We start from the raw sequence: 17,001 nt of genomic DNA, 5'->3' as shown, positions 1-17,001 counted from the left end.
GTGATGACCAGAGAACGAATCGTCTTCTTATCCAATATGGCTTCCCCGTATCAAGTGAAATTCGCTGACGCGCTCCATAAATATTTTGATACTGAGTTTTGGTTTTATAGACAAATCACGGATCAACGTCCTGATTGGTGGGTCATCCCACTTGGTAAACGCTGTCGCGTCTTGAGAGGCTCCTATTTCTCGAAAAAGACGAACTATCTGTCACTCGATGTGTTTGTCCAACTCATCCGGTTTCGACCGCATATCTTGCTACTAGCCGGCTTTACCCCGTTTCACGCAATTCTCTTAAAAATTGTCAAACTGTTCGGGGTGCGCGTCGTCGTCATGAGCGAGCCAATCCGAAACGTTCGAGGTGAGACGAGCGGCGAATCGACGTTATTGACAAGAGAAAACGGCTTGCACAAGACCACACGGATTCATCGACTGTTCAAGCGGACCGATTTGATTTTCGGAATGGGAAACGTCGCACGCGATCAATTTATCAAGGAACTAGGCTTCCCTTCCGAACGAGTCGTCTCGGCGCCCTATCCGATTGATATCGAGACGCATATGTCGCACCCATTGCGTCAGAAAGGACCAAATGACCCGATTCATCTGTTGTTTGCCAATCGCTTAATTGAACGTTATCAACCGCTCGTCGCCTTGGAGGCGTATCGAATCTTGAAAGAAGAATATCCGAACCTTTCCATGTCGCTCAATCGCGACGGACACCTCGCAGATGCGTGTCGGCGATATATCGAGGACGAGCAGTTGAAGGACGTCACGTTCCTTGACGAAATCGAGTCGTGGGAAGGATTGAATCTCGTTTACCGGAGTTCGGACATCCTCGTATTACCGGCGACCTATTCGAACGGGAACATCAGCATCATTGAAGCCTGCGCGTCTGGGATGGGGATTGTTGTCAGCCATGACGTCAACAACGTTGAGAGACATCTGCACGAAGGCATTAACTGTTACAAATGCGAACCGACGGTGGCGTCACTCGTGACCGAGCTTAAGCGGTATCTGGAACATCCTGAAAAATTGAAAGCTCACGGACAACAATCGAAAGAACTCGTGACACCGCGACTGAACGCCAGTACTGCTGCCATCTACGCCGATTTACTCCAACCACTTTATCGCAAAGGAGATTCTCACCATGCTGAAGCTGATGTTGCTCGGGGGCGCGATGCATCAAGTTCCCATCATCCAAAAAGCGAAACAACAAGGGATATTCACCGTTCTCTGTGACTATCTACCGGATAATCCAGGTCGACTCGTGGCCGATCGCTATTACTGTACGAGCACGCTTGATCGGGAAGCAGTCCTCGCCATCGCGAGAGAAGAAGGCATCGATGGGATTGTCGCTTATGCCTCCGACCCGGCGGCGCGAACGGCCGCCTATGTCGGAGAAGCGCTCGGTTTAGTGACGAACTCGCTAGAAACGGTCGAAACGTTGACGAATAAAGCGAAGTTTCGAACATTCCTACAGCGACATGGCTTTGCCGTCCCGGAAGCCTTTGCGTTTACCGAACTAGAAATAGCCGTCGAAACGTTACGGAATCGAGCGGGCGAGTACATCATCAAACCGGCCGACGCCTCTGGGAGTAAAGGGGTCAACAAATGGAGTCGGGGGAACGGGATTGAGCAGCTTCGTCGCCATCTTCGAGTGGCATTTACGATGTCATTCAATCAGGAAGTAGTCGTGGAGGAGTTCATTACCCGAGACGGCTATCAATTAGCGGGTGATGGATTTGTCGTCGACGGGGAGTTGGTGTTTCGTTGTTTCGGAAACGGACACTTCAATGTGAACGGAGTCAACCCGTTCGCCCCGATCAGTGCGAGTTTCCCGAGTGTCCATCCGCCTCACGTGCTTGAGCGAGTCCATGAGACGTTGCAACGCATGTTGACTAAAGTCGGCTTCAAGCAAGGCGCGTTCAACTTCGACATCTTCGTCAAAGGAGAAGACGTCTATCTGATGGATATCGGTCCACGGAACGGAGGGAATTACATCCCACAAATCATCGAACAAGCGACAGGCGTCGACTTGGTCCAGGCGACGATTGATGTCGCACTCGGGATACCGGTGACGATCGAGATGAAACCAGTGACCGTACCGTCCGCCTATTTCATCATCGGCAGTCAAGAAACGGGGCGATTCATGGGTGTCCATTTCGATGAGGACGCATATACGATTCGACAAGCGAACATCTATTACAACGTCGGAGATGTGGTACCGCGCTTCGAAGGGGCAAATCAAGCACTCGGTAGTTTGATTCTAGAGTTTGAAGACGTCGAGACGATGCTTCGACTCGTCGAACATCCCGAGCGATGGCTGACCTTACACATCCAGTCAACCGAAGAAACGGAGGGAGAATCATGGACATCGTCGTCACCGGTGCGAACGGTTTTTTAGGCAGACACCTCGTCCACGCCTTGGAGCGGGCTGGGCATCTCGTCCTCCCGATCACCCGTTCGACATCATCCGTGGAACGAAGCAGCTATCTGCGTCGAGCGGACGCCGTCTATCATGTGGCCGGAGTGAACCGTCCCGAACGAGTCGAAGAATTCACGACGGGAAACGTCGACTTGACCGAGGCGATCGCCACCGAATTGCTGTCCTATAATCCGGTCCCCGTCTTTTTCGCCTCATCGATTCAAGCGACTCAAGACAATCCTTACGGAAACAGTAAACGAGAAGCGGAGGACATTTTGCGGCTGTACGGTCAACGGAGCGGGGCACCGGTTCACATATATCGGCTCCCGAACCTGTTCGGCAAATGGGGGAGACCATTCTATAACAGTGCGGTCACGACGTTTTGTTATCAGATTGCACGAGGAGAGGACATCACGGTCACACATCCCAATCACGTGTTGACGCTCGCCCATGTCGATGACGTCGTCGCATCGTTTGTAGGGGCGTTGCATAAAACAGAAAGCACCGATTCAGATGTCCCGACACACCAGATCACATTATTCGACCTTGCCCGAATGATTGAATCGTTCGAAGCGGTCCGAATGGCTAGAGGGGTACCGGATGTATCGGATCCTTTTACGAAAAAGCTGTACAGCACGTACTTAAGTTACTTGCCGAAAGAACGGATGGTCACGCCTCTCTTGATGCATCAGGACGTGCGGGGATCGTTCACAGAACTGTTCAAGACGCCTGACCGTGGTCAAGTCTCCGTCAACGTGGCCAAACCCGGAATCACAAAAGGGGAGCACTGGCATGAGTCGAAACATGAACAATTCATCGTCGTCAGCGGTGAAGGCGTGATTCGGCTCCGATTGATGGACCAAGATCAGATCATCTCGTTCCATGTCAGTGAAGAACAGCTTGAAGTCATCGAGATTCCGCCAGGTTACGTCCATCATATCGAAAACACGGGCGTGAAAGATTTAGTGACGGTGATGTGGGTGAACGAGCCGTTCGACGCGAGTCAACCGGACACCTATCGAGCCACTGTCGCACAAGACGCGGAAGTCTCATAAAGGAGGGATTCATCATGGTCATGGTGAGCATCAACTGCATCACATACAATCACGAGAAGTACATCGCTCAGGCGATTGAAGGCTTTTTGTCACAGCGCACGAACTTCGAGGTCGAGATTCTGATCCATGATGACGCCTCGACGGATCGGACGGCAGACATCATCCGGGAATACGTTCAGAAATATCCTGAAAAATTCAACGTCATCTATCAGACGGAGAATCAATATTCAAAAGGCGTGTTCATCGCCCGGTTGAACGAGGAGCGGGCACGCGGCAAATACATCGCGGTTTGTGAGGGCGATGATTACTGGACCGACCCGTACAAACTGCAAAAACAAGTCGACTATATGGAAGCCCATCCGGACTGTACGCTTTGTTTCCACGATGCGTACGTCGAGACAGGTGGGAAGCTCCACACGAATTGGCACGTCATTCCATGGATGCCGGAAAATCGAAAGCTTGCTTCATCCGTGCCCCGGACGTATGATGCCGGAGAATTACAGTTACTCGGGTTCGTTCCGACGATGTCCATGTTGTATGTGAACGATTTCCGTGACGCCCCGCGATGGCTCGAGGAGACGCCGGCGCGAGATGCATCGATTCGCTTGTATATCACGAGCAGGGGATACGCCTACTACATGCCGGAAGTGATGAGTGTCTATCGCTACGAGGTGGAAGGGTCGGCGACGACCATGTGGAACGAGGGGAATGTCGAACGTGACGTGAAGCGACATGAGGACTTCATTCATTTTATCAACTTATTTGATGCCTATACCGATGGGAAATACCATCAGGATTTAGAGTTATCACGAATCTCTTTTGAAGTGGGGCTTCACCGATTGAAAGGAGAGTATGATGTGTTACGTTCCACTCGGTATGACGCGTATCTCGATCGATTCGTCGGAATCGATCGAATCCGACCTTACCTGATGATCAAGCAGCCGCATTTAACGGAGTGGCTGATCAAAGTACGAAACCGAGCATTCGCTTAAGCGAAAGGAAAGGGGTGATCTCACCATGAATGGTTCAAATGTAGAAGCAGATGCCGTCATTCCCGTCACGCGACCGAGTATGCCGGATTTTGATACGTATGTCGAGATGATTCGTCCCCTTTGGGAATCGCGTCACTTGAGCAACCGTGGCGAGCATGTGCGGGCATTAGAAGAAGAGTTAGAGCAGCGTCTCCACGTCCCGCACGTCTCTTTATTGACGAACGGTCATCTGGCCCTCGAAACGGCGATTGACGTGCTCGGATTGACGGGTGAGGTCATCACGACGCCGTTCACGTTCGCCTCGACGACGCATGCGCTCATCCGAAAACAAATCACCCCTGTCTTCTGTGACATCAACCCCGTCGACTATACGATTGACGTCGACAAAATCGAGGCGCTGATCACGGAACGGACGACGGCCATCCTCCCCGTTCATGTGTATGGGAACGTATGTGACGTGGAGGCGATTGAACAAGTCGCGAAACACCATGGGCTCCACGTCCTCTACGATGCGGCGCACGCGTTCGGTGTCCGGCACGACGGGCGCGATGTCTCGACGTTCGGCGATATGACGATGTTCAGCTTTCATGCGACGAAAGTGTTTCATACGATTGAAGGTGGGGTGCTCACGTTCCGGGATACCCGTTACATCGAGGCGATTCATCAAGCCGTCAACTTTGGGATCACCGGACCAGAATCCGTCGAATCGGTTGGGGGCAACGCCAAGATGAATGAGTTTCAGGCGGCGATGGGACGGTGCAACCTCCCACGGATTGATACCGACATTGAAAAGCGGAAACGTCTGGTCGAGCGATACGACACCCGTTTAAGGGACGCTTCGTTTCTTCGCTTGAACCTCCGGAATGAACGAACCGAGTCCAACTATGCGTACTATCCGGTTCTCGTCACGCCAGGGAGAGAGGCACGCGATGACATGATGGCATACTTAGCGCAGCATGGGATTCTCGCCCGGAAGTACTTCTATCCGCTCGTGACCGATTTTTCCTGCTACGCATTCGACGCATCCGTACCGAACGCCACGTACGTCTCGGATCGGGTGATCACGTTACCTCTGTATCCGGACATGACAATGGAGATGGTCGACCGCATTTGTGACGTAATCCTTGAAGGAGGGAATGAACGATGAAAGGGATCATTCTAGCGGGTGGGAACGGGACGCGTCTCTACCCGATGACGAAAGCAGTCTCGAAACAGCTATTGCCGATCTACGACAAGCCCCTCATCTATTATCCGATGTCGGTGTTGATGCTCGCCGGCATCAAGGAGGTTTTATTGATCTCGACCCCGAAAGACATCTCCGGGTATGAGCGACTGTTCGGTGACGGGCATCAACTCGGAATCTCGATTACGTACCAAGTACAAGAGCGTCCGGTCGGTCTCGCGGATGCTTTCATATTAGGAGAATCGTTCATCGGGGACGACTCCGTTTGCCTCATCTTAGGGGATAACGTCTTCTATGGCCCGAACTTGACGCGCTTTTTACAGGATGCGAAAGAGCGGCAGTCAGGCGCGACGGTGTTCGGGTATCCGGTCAAAGACCCACGGGCATTCGGTGTCGTCGAGTTTGATGCGGACCGTCGTGTCTTGTCCATCGAAGAGAAACCGGCGGTCCCGAAATCCAATTATGCGGTACCGGGTCTCTACTTTTATGACAATCAGGTCGTCGAGTTCGCGAAACAAGTGAAGCCGTCCCCACGCGGTGAGCTTGAGATCACGTCAATCAATCAGATGTATTTGGAACGAGGCGAGTTGAACGTCGTCTTGTTCGGTCGCGGGATGGCATGGCTCGATACCGGGACGCCTGAGGGGATGATCAAAGCCTCCATTTTCGTACAGACGGTACAGGAACGGCAAGGCTATTACATCGCATGTCTGGAGGAGATTGCGTGGCGTCGTGGGTTCATCACACGAGAGCAATTGGCCGACATCGGTCAAACGCTCAAGATGACCGATTACGGACAGTATTTGATATCGCTTCTAGAGGAAGGAGAACAGACCAATGCATACGATCCTAGTGACTGGCGGAGCCGGGTTCATCGGTTCAAATTTCATAAAACACTTTCGGGACAAACATCCAACGTCACGAATCCTTAACGTCGACGCTTTGACCTATGCCGGCAATTTAGAGAATGTCCAGGCGTTCGAGCACGACTCGCTCTACGTGTTTCGGAAAGTAGACATCCGCGACCGTCCGGCGATTGATGAACTGTTCTCTCTCTTTGAGATTGACGAAGTCGTGCATTTTGCAGCGGAATCGCATGTCGACCGAAGTATTCTTGAGCCGGAGTTGTTCCTCTCGACGAATATCCTTGGTACACAAGTGTTGCTCGACGTGGCCATGCGGCATTGGAAACGATATCCGGACGACAAATACAGTCGAGAATACCGAGACAATGTCTGTTTCGTCCATGTCTCGACGGATGAGGTATACGGGTCGCTCGGGGAGACGGGATTCTTTACTGAAGAGACACCCCTCGCCCCGAACAGCCCCTATTCCGCCTCGAAGGCCGGGTCCGATTTGCTCGTTCGTTCCTATCATGAGACTTACGGATTACCGATTAAGATCACCCGTTGCAGCAACAATTATGGTCCGTATCAATTCCCCGAGAAACTGATTCCGCTCATGGTGCACCATTGTATGACTGATCAACTACTCCCAGTATATGGGGACGGAGGACATATCCGAGATTGGTTACATGTACAAGATCACTGTGAAGCGATTGATCTCGTTCGGCAGCAGGGACAGGTCGGGGAAGTCTATAACATCGGCGGACATAACGAGAAGACGAACCTCGAGCTCGTCCGAACGATTTTACAGGCGTTTGACTTACCCGATGATCGCATCCAATTCGTGACGGATCGCCCTGGTCATGACCGTCGTTATGCCATTGACGCGACGAAAATGAAAGACGAATTAGGGTGGATGCCGCGCTATCGTTTTGAACAAGGAATCAAAGAGACGATTGAATGGTATCGGTCACATCCGGAATGGGTTGAGCGCATTGTCTCGGGAGCGTACAAAACCTATTATCAAGACATGTATTCTTCCTGAATTTGCACCGTTCTATCATCCCGGGGAAGGGGGGATCGACATGGTGATGGTCAGCATCGACTGCATCACATATAACCACGAACCGTACATCGCCAAAACGATTGAAGGATTTTTGATGCAGGAAACAGATTTTGAATTTGAAATCCTCATTCATGAGGATGCCTCAACGGATCGGACGGCAGACATCGTACGTAAATATGAAGAACAGCACCCAAACCTCATTCGGGTCATCTATCAAACGGAAAACCAATATTCTCAAGGTGTGTTGGTGAATCTGTTGAACGAAGAGAGGGCGCGTGGCAAGTACATCGCGCTTTGTGACGGGGATGACTACTGGACCGACCCGCAAAAGTTGCAGAAACAAGTCGACTATATGGAAGCCCATCCGGACTGTACGCTCTGTTTTCATGATGCGTATGTCGAAACGGACGACACACTCCATACCGGATGGCGCGTCATCCCGTGGATGCCTGAAAACAGAAAGTATGCCTCGACGGAACCGCGGACCTATCATGCCGGGGAGTTACAGCTACTCGGCTTCATTCCAACGATGTCCATGCTGTACCGAAATGGACTGACAGACCATCTGTTAGATTGGATCGGCGATACGCCTGCCTTCGACGGCGCGCTCAAATTGCACGTCGCAAGCCAAGGTTACGCCTACTACATGCCTGAGGTGATGAGCGTATATCGATTCGGTGTGTCCGGGTCGGTCACCACGAAGTGGCGTCAACGAAACAGGGAGCGCGACATCGAGCGGATCGAGGCGTTCATCCGAATGATGGATGCGTTCGATTCCTATACGAATGGCAGATTTCATCAAGAAATCGAAATCTCTCGCTTATCGTTCGAGGTCGGGTTGCATCGACTTCGACGAGATTTTCAAGCGCTGAAGTCACCTCGGTATGATCAATATGTGGAGCGATTTGTCGGTAGAGAGCGGCTACGTCCCTACTTGATGGTGCGACATCCAATCTTGATGGAGTGGTTGATTCGCATGCGCTCGCTCCAGCTCGGTTAAAGGAGGCGGCTCAAATGAAATTAGGAATCATGCAGCCGTACTACTTCCCATACCTCGGCTATATTCAATTGATGAACGCGGTGGACCAGTTCGTTATTTTGGACCATGTGCAATTTGCGAAACGAGGATGGATTCATCGAAACCGTATTTTGGTCGAGGGACACATCAAACCGATCCATCTGAAAATCGATCATATGACACAACATCGTACGATCCGTGAGCATGAGCGGATTCTCGATCCAGTTCATGAGACTTATCAACTGCGCTTATTGCACCATGCGTATCAACGCGCACCAAGTTATGCCGACGTCATGCCGATGGTTGAACGAATCATTCAAAATGAGGAACGCAATGTCGCCACTTATCTAGAAACGTTATTGACGGAAGTGCGTGACTATCTCGAGATGGATACGGAGTTATTGGTCGCCTCTTCGCTCGACTACGACAAGTCGCTGAAGTGTGAACAATTGGTACTCGAGATTTGTCATCATTTGCGTACATCGCATTACATCAATGCGATTGGAGGACAGGAACTTTATGACAAACAGCGTTTCGCGGAATCCGGGGTGCCGCTTGATTTTATCCAAATGAATGCTGTGGAATATGCTCAATTTGGTCATCCGTTCACGCCCAACTTGTCCATCATCGATGTCTTGATGTTCAATTCGAAGACGAAAATGCGTGAACTACTCGATGCCTATACGCTCGTCTAATGGGGCGAGATAGATGCCGCAACAATTAGGGGAAAGGGGACGAACACGTTGAATACATCATTTGAATGGACCAATCGACGTCTTTTCTTCAGCCCTCAACGAGACGCATCACTCGACTGGATGGATGCGTTCGCACAAGGACCTTGTGTGTTGGAACGCGATACCTATTTACGAATCTACTTCAGTTGTCGACCGAAACCGATCGATGGACGATACGTCAGTCACAGCGGGTATGTGGATGTCGCAAAAGAGGATTTCTCGATTCTTCGAGTGAGTGAACGACCGATACTGGAGCTCGGTGCACGTGGGACGTTCGACGAGTTTGGTGTCTATCCGTTCTCGGCGATTGAGGTTGGGGATGAGGTGCACGCCTATTACGGGGGCTGGACGCGTACTGTGTCCGTTCCGTTTAATGTGAATATCGGAAAAGCCATCAGTCGAGACGGCGGACGTTCGTTTGAGCGTGTCGGTCCAGGACCGATCCTATCGTATACACTCGATGAACCGTTCATCTTGAGCGGTCCGAAGATTCGGCGTTTCCATGACACGTGGGTCTTGTTCTATATCGCCGGACGAGAGTGGGTCATGGATGGCGAACGTCCTGAACCGGTGTATAAGATTCGGCTGGCCACGTCGAAGGACGGGGTCACTTGGGTGAAGGCGGGACGCGACTTAATCGAAAGCGTACTTCCGAATGAAGCGCAGGCTAGTCCAGACGTCTTTTATGAGGATGGGCGCTATCATATGTTTTTCTGTTACCGAGATGCGACCGATTATCGGAAGAATCCAGAGCGGACTTATCGAATCGGATATGCCTCTTCTCCGGATTTCCTCCACTGGACGCGTGACGATTCGGTCATGAGATTCTCGCGGACAGAATCGGGATTCGATGACGAGATGGTCGCCTACCCCCACACGTTCACGTTGAACGGGAAACGGTATTTACTCTATTTGGGGAATGAAGTCGGACGAGAAGGATTCGGCATCGCGGAGCGCAAGGAGGGAGCGAGATGAAGTGGAAAAAACTCGGACACATCTTCGACCCGGCGCCGTATGGATTTTTCGGGGAGTATTCCTCGTTCGCCCAGTCCCCTCAGGCGCTCGTCTTCGGAGATTTTGTGCGCATCTATTTCTCGACCCGTGAACCGGACGGTGACATGTTCAAGAGCCACGTCCGATATGTGGACATGACACGTGATTTCAACGTCATCGACGTGTCCACAGATGAGATCATCCCACTTGGAAAACGGGGGACATTCGACGAACACGGGATCTTCCCATTCCACGTCACGCGGACGCGTGATGGGCTTTATGGCTATACGAGTGGCTGGAGCCGTCGAGACTCTGTGTCGGTCGAAACGGGGATTGGTCTCACTGTCAGTCGGAACGAGGGAGAGACGTTCGAACGGCTCGGCGACGGACCGATATTATCGGCGAGCATCGAGGAACCGTTTCTCGTCGGCGACCCCTTTGTGGTCACACGGGAACAATACTATATGTATTACATTTACGGGACGACATGGAAAGAGGGTCCGGATGGCGTCCAGGAAAGGACCTATAAGATTGCGCTCGCCACGTCAGAAGATGGACAGACGTTCAAGCGTCACGGAAGAATCGTTTCGGATACAATCGCGGACGAGAGTCAGGCGCTTCCGACCGTGTTCGAAGCGGACGGACGCTACCATATGATTTTTTGTTTTCGAGACACCTTTGGCTTTCGGACCGACCCGTTACGCGGATATCGATTAGGTTACGCCTATTCGGAAAATCTGTTGGACTGGACGCGTGATGATTCGGCACTCGGATTCGAACGAAGTTCCGACGGATGGGATGCGGACATGGAATGTTACCCGCACGTCTTCGAGTGGGACGGTCGGCACTACCTCCTTTATAACGGGAACGAGTTTGGGCGACATGGGTTTGGTGTCGCGATTTTGGAGGATGTATGATGACTCGCGACCAAGGGACGGTTTCTGATTATGTGGCGCATCTTGAAGCGTGTGATCATCTGTTCCCGACCAAGCTGTCGGAGCGGGTAGAGTTAGAGCCATACGCTTTGAAGCTGCACGAACGGGCGACGTCGTATGAAATCTGGAACGACGGGCGTCTCGTCGGGCTAATCGCAGCTTACATGGATACGGACATCGTCTTCATCAGCCATATTTGCGTGTTGCCGGAAGCGCCGTCCGGTAGTGGGCACGCCTTACTGGAAGCATTATGCGAAGAAGCGATCCAGACGAACAAACGAAAGATTCACTTGCACGTCGAGGCAACGAACGAACGGGCGATTGCCTTCTACATGCGACACGGCTTCAGCGAGCTCGACCGAATCGATGATGTGCTCGTCATGGAGAGTATATTATGAAACGCATCTCTCTCGTATTTTAGAATAAGAAAGTTAAATACAAACCGAAGCTGATCCTCGTCCATCGTACGAGGATTTTTTGATGAATGCAGGAATCTGATAAGCTTTATCGAATACGACAAAAAGAAAAAGCGCCTGACCGAGGTCAAACACTTTTCTTGAGCTCTTGTTTCCGGTCGCGTTGTACTTTCCAAATCACCGATCCAACGATGATCAGAATTGGCGCGATGACCCATGGACGGGCTTCGAGAATCGAGACGAGTTCAAAAATGGAGAGCCATCCGCTCACCATAATCAAGACTAGCAAAAAGGTTTTCAGTCCCCCCCGGATCGGAAGCCAAAAATAAACGAACAATGTCACTAAGAAGAAAGCGATTAAGCCCATGCGGTTTGTCCTTTCACCCATCATTTTGACTCATTATAGCAAAGAACATCGAGAGAGTGTTAGAAGCTTCACTTCTTCGGCGTGTTTCGGTACGCTTATAAAAGATGATTGAAGGAGGAACTGATGTGAAATTTGGAATTATTGGTTTAGGATACGTTGGATTGGCTACACTTTGTGGTTTGGCAAAAGCCGGTCATCACGTCATCGGGGTTGAAGCGGACGAAGAGAAGCTACGTCTTCTCATGAGTGGACACCCGCCATTCCATGAACCAGGCATGGCAGAGGTGTTGCAAGAGCACGCCGACCAGATCACCCTGACAAGCCGAATCGCGGATACGGAGCAGGTCGACTATTTGATTCTTGCGGTCGGGACACCGAGCAAGTCGGATGGAAGCTGTGACTTATCTTATATCGAAGCAGTCTTGTCGGAACTAAACACGAAGCATAAAATCGTCATTCGTAGCTCGGTCCCGCCCGGCACGACAGACTTACTGAACATCATGTATCCCTCTCATACGTTTGCGATCGTACCGGAATTTTTACAAGAAGGACGCGCGCTCGCAGATGTCATGAAACCACACCGTGTCGTCATCGGGTGTGTAAACCTCGAAGTCGCAGAAGAGTTGGCAGGAATCTACGGACGCCTTGGCGTTCCGCTCATCTGTACGACACCGATCAATGCAGAACTCATCAAATACGCCTCGAACGCCTTTTTGGCCACGAAAATCAGCTTCATGAACGACTTGTCGCGTCTAGCCGATCAAGCTGGCGCTGACATTTCGACGATTGCGGACGGGATGGGACTCGATCCGCGAATTGGGCGTTCGTTCTTGAACGCGGGCATCGGGTACGGAGGTTCGTGCTTCCCGAAAGACATGAACGCACTCCTACACGTCGCGAGTGAAAACGAGATCGACCTACGTGTCATCCGGGCGGCGACGAAAGTGAATGAGACGCAAATCGAGTACGTGCTCTCAAAATTGAACGTTGAACCGAATATGCGCATAGCTATTCTTGGTTTGGCATTCAAACCAGGAACGGACGATATGCGAGATGCCCCATCAATTCTACTCGCTCACCACATGGTGGCCCGTAACGTGGACGTCATCGGGTATGATCCGATTGCGACGTGGGACTATCCACAAGCGACGACGGTCGAAGAGGCGCTGAAGGGAGCCGATTATGCCATTCTCGTCACAGAATGGGATGAGATCGTGAACTTGGCACCGGATGCTTTCAACGGCATGCGCCAGCGTCGATTGATCGATGCACGAAACGCATGGAAGTTTGCACGCGATCCGGGCGATGTGTCATACGAAGGAATCGGACGGATGCAACGTCCGTCGAACACACCGACTTCAAACTAAAACTGTTCAGGACCGCTCATATAGGCGGTCCTGTTTTTGCGAGACGTGAATCTTCTGTAGCGGTCATGACGTATAGAAAGGAGAGGAGGCGAGGCATATGTGGATTCTCATTCTAGCAGCAGGAATCGTCATCGGGTTAGGCTTCGCGGTTGACAGGCTCGGTTGGTATCACTTGATCTCTGGATATAATACGATGTCGAAAGAAAAACAGGAGCGGGTCGACATCAAAAAAGTGGCGCGACTGATTGCCTGGATGTGTTACGGGATTGGTGCACTTTTTCTCATCATTGCACTTATCGAACTGTCTGGTTGGAACGTCCCGCTCGAACCGTTCTTTCTCGTCCTGATGGTATTCATTGTCGGGATGCTCTGGCGGATGCAACGCTATGACGGTAACATCTACGATGGAGCGGGGCGCTTGAGACCAGATGGGAAAAAACGTCTCATTCCGATCATCATTGTCTCTGTCGTCTTACTCGTCGGTGTGCCGGCGCTCATGTTTTGGTTCAGTCAACCGACTGAGGTGATCGTGACGGATGAAGCGATCGTGATTGAAGGCAGTTATGGTCGTGAGGTCCCGTTTGATGAAGTGGCAGACGTGACATGGACGACATTGCCGGATATCGCGCGTCGAACGAACGGAGCAGATACGGGAACACGTCTGACCGGACATTTTCGGACGGAAGCAGGGGAGGATGTGCTCCTCTTTATCGACCGTGATGTCGAGCCGGTGATCCGACTCGATTGGTCAGACAAAACAATCTATCTCAATCAGTCTTCGGTTAAAGAAACGAGACAGTTATATGAGGACATTCGTTCACGCTGAAAAAAGGGACACTCAATGCGAGTGTCCCTTTTTGTTGACCCATGATTCGAATGAGGCTGCGTCCAGGGCGGGTGAGAAGTAGAAGCCCTGTCCGAGTTCGACCCCTTCACGAAGCATGCGTGACAGGTCGCTTTCGGTCTCAATCCCTTCGGCGAGAGCGGTCAGTTGTTGCTCGTTCGCAAAGCGAGAGACGGCACGTAAGAAGGAAGTACTTTCTTTCGCCTTTCCACTCACATACATCCGGTCAATTTTCACTTCTTGAATCGGTAGGTGCCAAATCGCTTCGAATGAGGCGTATCCGGTCCCGAAGTCGTCGATTGATAGGCAATAGCCGAGGTCGGAGATGTCTTCTAATCGTTCGAGTTCACTCGCATACGACATGATATCCGAGGACTCCGTCAATTCAATCTTCAATCGGTCAGGTAGCCACGGGTATACCTCAATCGAATCCCGGAGCTTCGCCACGATGGAAGGGTCGACCGAATGGGCCGACAAGTTGAACGACAAGGAGATGTCTTCAAATGAAGTTCCTTGCCATGCGACGAGCTGGGCAATCGTCTGATCGAGAATATTATGTGAGAGCCATAAGATTTGATCGGAACGTTCCGCGATGCGAATGAACTCGTTCGGTGGGATGACTCCGATGTCAGGATGTGTCCAACGAGCGAGCACTTCCGCGCCGACGACGCGACCGGTTTTCAATTCGACTTGCGGTTGATACGCGACCGTCAATTCTCCTTTTCGGATGGCGTCCGGAAGCGCTTGTTCAATCAGTGCGGCGAGTTGCATCTGGGCTAAAATTTCCGAGTCATACCAAACCGAAGGGGTACGTGTCTCTTTGGCGTGCTGTAACGCCTTCATCGCCTTGAACAGACAATCGTTGTAAGTCGATTCCGTCTCAGTTGCCCCGATTTGAATATGCACATTTTGACGTTTATGGTTGATTGTCACTTCTGTCGGGAATAGCTCCAACAGCTCGTGCTCATCCTCGTACGAGAAGCCTTTGACATACAGCATAAACGTGTCGTCTCGGTATCGACCGAAGAGATGTTGGGCATATTTCGAAAGACGGGACTCGACGGCTCGCGCAAACTCAATCATGAGCAGATCAGCATACGCAGGGTCGTACCAATCAACGAGATGATGATAGTCATGAATCCGGATAAGGACAAATGCACCGTCAATCTCTTGCTTTTCCCACTTGCGAATAAAACCGTATTCGTTATAGAGATTGGTCGCCAAGTCGAAACGGACGAGACGGTCGACCTTCCGTTCCCGTTCGACCCGGTCTGTCTCATCTTCGACGATGAGGTAATACGTCAACTTTTCCTCTCGCTTGAGTGGCGTCAGTTTCACATTCAGATAACGGAGATGTTCCCCTTTCAGATGAATGATGAACTGGGCACTCGTCCCATGTTCAGTCACACCTTCGAGCGCTTGCTCGAACAAGCGGCGACCCGTCTCGGTGAACAATTGATTAATCTCATATAAGTTCCGGTCACCGAAAAACTGCCGGAACATCTCGTTGCGCTCAATTAAATTATACGAGTCATCCATCAGTGCGATGGCGAGTCCCGTTTCAGAGAAGAGGGACGACCAACGTTCGTGATAGCGCACGAGATCTTGCGAACGATTTTCAAGTTCATGAACAGTCGAATGGACACTCGTGGCAATCTCACGTAACTCGTCCTCGATCCCTCGAAAATCATGTGTTTTCGGAAACATCGCTTCGACAGGTTCTAGGCTCGGGTCGATGGCGAGTGCGCGTGCCTTGAGATGCGCCAAATCGTGATTGTAACGATTGCGTGTATAGTAGAGCAGGAATAAGAGTCCGAGAGATAAGAGCAACGTCACCACGAATGAAGTGGTGGCTAAGACTTGATAATGCTTACTTTCTTCTTGAAGCATCGTCTCAGAACTCGAACGGATGGAACGAAGGGCACCATAGGCGTCCTCGTAGACATTCGTTGAATTGACGTAACGAGCTTCTAGAGACACCTCGCGATTCGCCATATTCGCAAAGGACTGCCCGCTTTCTGCTACGTCGATGACCGCTTTCGATTGCAGTGTCTCATTCGATTCGATGATGGTTTGAACAAGTGTCGCTTCGCCGACAATCATGTCCACGGTGTTTGTGAGTTGATCCGCATCAATCGGGTTACGGAAGAAGGCTTCGCGATTCCGCATAAGAATCGATTGCATTCGCATGATGGCATCAGTCAGTTCGTATGCCGCATTCGATTGATTCGTTTGCTCGAGTGCTTGATATAGCCATCGTCGATTGATGGAACTGATGACATCCGTTGGGACCGCTTCGAACTGTTCTGCCTCGAGAATTTGATTCAACTCATTTGAAAACGTCTGGAGTGTCTCCCGTTCCCGTTCGTTCACACCGTCCTCAAAGTCGTTCAATAAACGCTCATTGTATTGGAGTGCCCGTTCTTTGTACGGTGTGGAGAGGAAGGATGTCGTCTGATTCGACTGCTCCTCATACCGGGTCGCCGCCTCGAACAGAGACACGTATGCTTCGACACCAGCTAGGTCTGCCGCTTGATTCAAATTCGTAATCGTCTGGTCGATGGCTTCTTGTTTTTCATGCCAATAAAAACTCGTGCCAAGTCCAAACAACAGGACACCGATGAGACAAGCAATCGCGAGCACCATCGTGTAGGTACGGTATGGAATTTTTGCAAAACGGGGTTGGCCCATCCGGCACCTCCTTTTTTCCTTCATCATACTTCCGAATTCGGGTCAGGCGATAAAAATCCTGCAAAACGAA

At 51.1% G+C, this 17,001-nt stretch carries 16 protein-coding genes; 14 read left to right on the top strand and 2 right to left on the bottom strand.

Annotated features, from left to right (window positions below; genetic code table 11):
- Nucleotides 1-3: 3 nt before the first annotated feature.
- From OKS35_RS08690 to OKS35_RS08635, 12 genes are read left to right on the top strand one after another with little or no spacing between them, the layout of a single operon-like run.
- A complete protein-coding gene (locus OKS35_RS08690) occupies nucleotides 4-1,239 on the top strand; it encodes a glycosyltransferase family 4 protein (protein WP_251125262.1) in 1,236 nt (411 codons plus the stop codon).
- On the top strand, nucleotides 1,148-2,404 hold the full coding sequence (locus tag OKS35_RS08685; RefSeq protein WP_264092891.1) for an ATP-grasp domain-containing protein: 1,257 nt from the start codon (nucleotides 1,148-1,150) through the stop codon (nucleotides 2,402-2,404). Before OKS35_RS08690 ends, OKS35_RS08685 begins: the two co-directional genes overlap by 92 nt.
- Nucleotides 2,368-3,480, top strand: a complete 1,113-nt coding sequence (locus OKS35_RS08680) for an NAD-dependent epimerase/dehydratase family protein (protein ID WP_214690497.1) — start codon at nucleotides 2,368-2,370, stop codon at nucleotides 3,478-3,480. The genes OKS35_RS08685 and OKS35_RS08680 overlap by 37 nt, the downstream gene beginning before the upstream one ends.
- A gap of 14 nt (nucleotides 3,481-3,494) precedes the next feature.
- Entirely contained in the window at nucleotides 3,495-4,472 is a 978-nt protein-coding gene (locus tag OKS35_RS08675; RefSeq protein WP_214690498.1) for a glycosyltransferase family 2 protein, read from the top strand.
- Between the two features lie 25 nt (nucleotides 4,473-4,497).
- Entirely contained in the window at nucleotides 4,498-5,619 is a 1,122-nt protein-coding gene (locus OKS35_RS08670; RefSeq protein WP_214690499.1) for a DegT/DnrJ/EryC1/StrS family aminotransferase, read from the top strand.
- Nucleotides 5,616-6,587, top strand: a complete 972-nt coding sequence (gene rfbA / locus OKS35_RS08665; protein WP_214690500.1) for a glucose-1-phosphate thymidylyltransferase RfbA — start codon at nucleotides 5,616-5,618, stop codon at nucleotides 6,585-6,587. The genes OKS35_RS08670 and rfbA overlap by 4 nt, the downstream gene beginning before the upstream one ends.
- The gene (gene rfbB, locus OKS35_RS08660) at nucleotides 6,493-7,545 is read left to right on the top strand and encodes a dTDP-glucose 4,6-dehydratase (RefSeq protein ID WP_214690501.1); all 1,053 of its coding nucleotides are present in this window, start codon (nucleotides 6,493-6,495) and stop codon (nucleotides 7,543-7,545) included. Before rfbA ends, rfbB begins: the two co-directional genes overlap by 95 nt.
- Before the next feature lie 40 nt (nucleotides 7,546-7,585).
- Nucleotides 7,586-8,566, top strand: coding sequence for a glycosyltransferase family 2 protein (locus OKS35_RS08655; protein ID WP_214690502.1), 981 nt, complete (start codon nucleotides 7,586-7,588; stop codon nucleotides 8,564-8,566).
- A 14-nt stretch (nucleotides 8,567-8,580) separates the two neighbouring features.
- Nucleotides 8,581-9,279: a WbqC family protein gene (locus tag OKS35_RS08650; RefSeq protein ID WP_159562884.1), complete on the top strand. Its 699-nt coding sequence runs from the start codon at nucleotides 8,581-8,583 to the stop codon at nucleotides 9,277-9,279.
- Between the two features lie 48 nt (nucleotides 9,280-9,327).
- Nucleotides 9,328-10,293 (top strand): glycosylase, encoded by a 966-nt coding sequence (locus tag OKS35_RS08645; protein WP_074035922.1) that lies wholly within the window; start codon nucleotides 9,328-9,330, stop codon nucleotides 10,291-10,293.
- Nucleotides 10,290-11,228: a hypothetical protein gene (locus tag OKS35_RS08640; RefSeq protein ID WP_264092889.1), complete on the top strand. Its 939-nt coding sequence runs from the start codon at nucleotides 10,290-10,292 to the stop codon at nucleotides 11,226-11,228. Before OKS35_RS08645 ends, OKS35_RS08640 begins: the two co-directional genes overlap by 4 nt.
- Complete coding sequence (locus OKS35_RS08635) at nucleotides 11,228-11,644, top strand: GNAT family N-acetyltransferase (RefSeq protein WP_214690504.1); 417 nt, start codon at nucleotides 11,228-11,230, stop codon at nucleotides 11,642-11,644. The genes OKS35_RS08640 and OKS35_RS08635 overlap by 1 nt, the downstream gene beginning before the upstream one ends.
- A gap of 145 nt (nucleotides 11,645-11,789) precedes the next feature.
- Here the strand turns inward: OKS35_RS08635 and OKS35_RS08630 are convergent, their stop codons facing one another.
- The gene (locus OKS35_RS08630) at nucleotides 11,790-12,050 is read right to left on the bottom strand and encodes a hypothetical protein (RefSeq protein WP_264092887.1); all 261 of its coding nucleotides are present in this window, start codon (nucleotides 12,048-12,050) and stop codon (nucleotides 11,790-11,792) included.
- 104 nt (nucleotides 12,051-12,154) lie between these two features.
- Between OKS35_RS08630 and OKS35_RS08625 the strand changes: the two genes are divergently transcribed.
- On the top strand, nucleotides 12,155-13,396 hold the full coding sequence (locus tag OKS35_RS08625) for a UDP-glucose dehydrogenase family protein (RefSeq protein WP_214690506.1): 1,242 nt from the start codon (nucleotides 12,155-12,157) through the stop codon (nucleotides 13,394-13,396).
- Between the two features lie 97 nt (nucleotides 13,397-13,493).
- Entirely contained in the window at nucleotides 13,494-14,222 is a 729-nt protein-coding gene (locus OKS35_RS08620; RefSeq protein WP_214690507.1) for a DUF3784 domain-containing protein, read from the top strand.
- A gap of 12 nt (nucleotides 14,223-14,234) precedes the next feature.
- On the opposite strand, the gene OKS35_RS08615 is transcribed toward OKS35_RS08620, so the two are convergent.
- Nucleotides 14,235-16,931 carry an EAL domain-containing protein gene (locus OKS35_RS08615; protein ID WP_214690508.1) on the bottom strand — a complete coding sequence of 899 codons (2,697 nt, stop codon included), beginning with the start codon at nucleotides 16,929-16,931 and terminating at the stop codon, nucleotides 14,235-14,237.
- Nucleotides 16,932-17,001 lie beyond the last annotated feature (70 nt).

Origin of the sequence: Exiguobacterium sp. N5 (genome assembly GCF_025842465.1) — a bacterium.
Lineage (GTDB): Bacteria > Bacillota > Bacilli > Exiguobacteriales > Exiguobacteriaceae > Exiguobacterium > Exiguobacterium profundum.
Note: the sequence above shows the minus strand (reverse complement) of the source record. Positions and strands in the feature narration are given on the sequence as shown.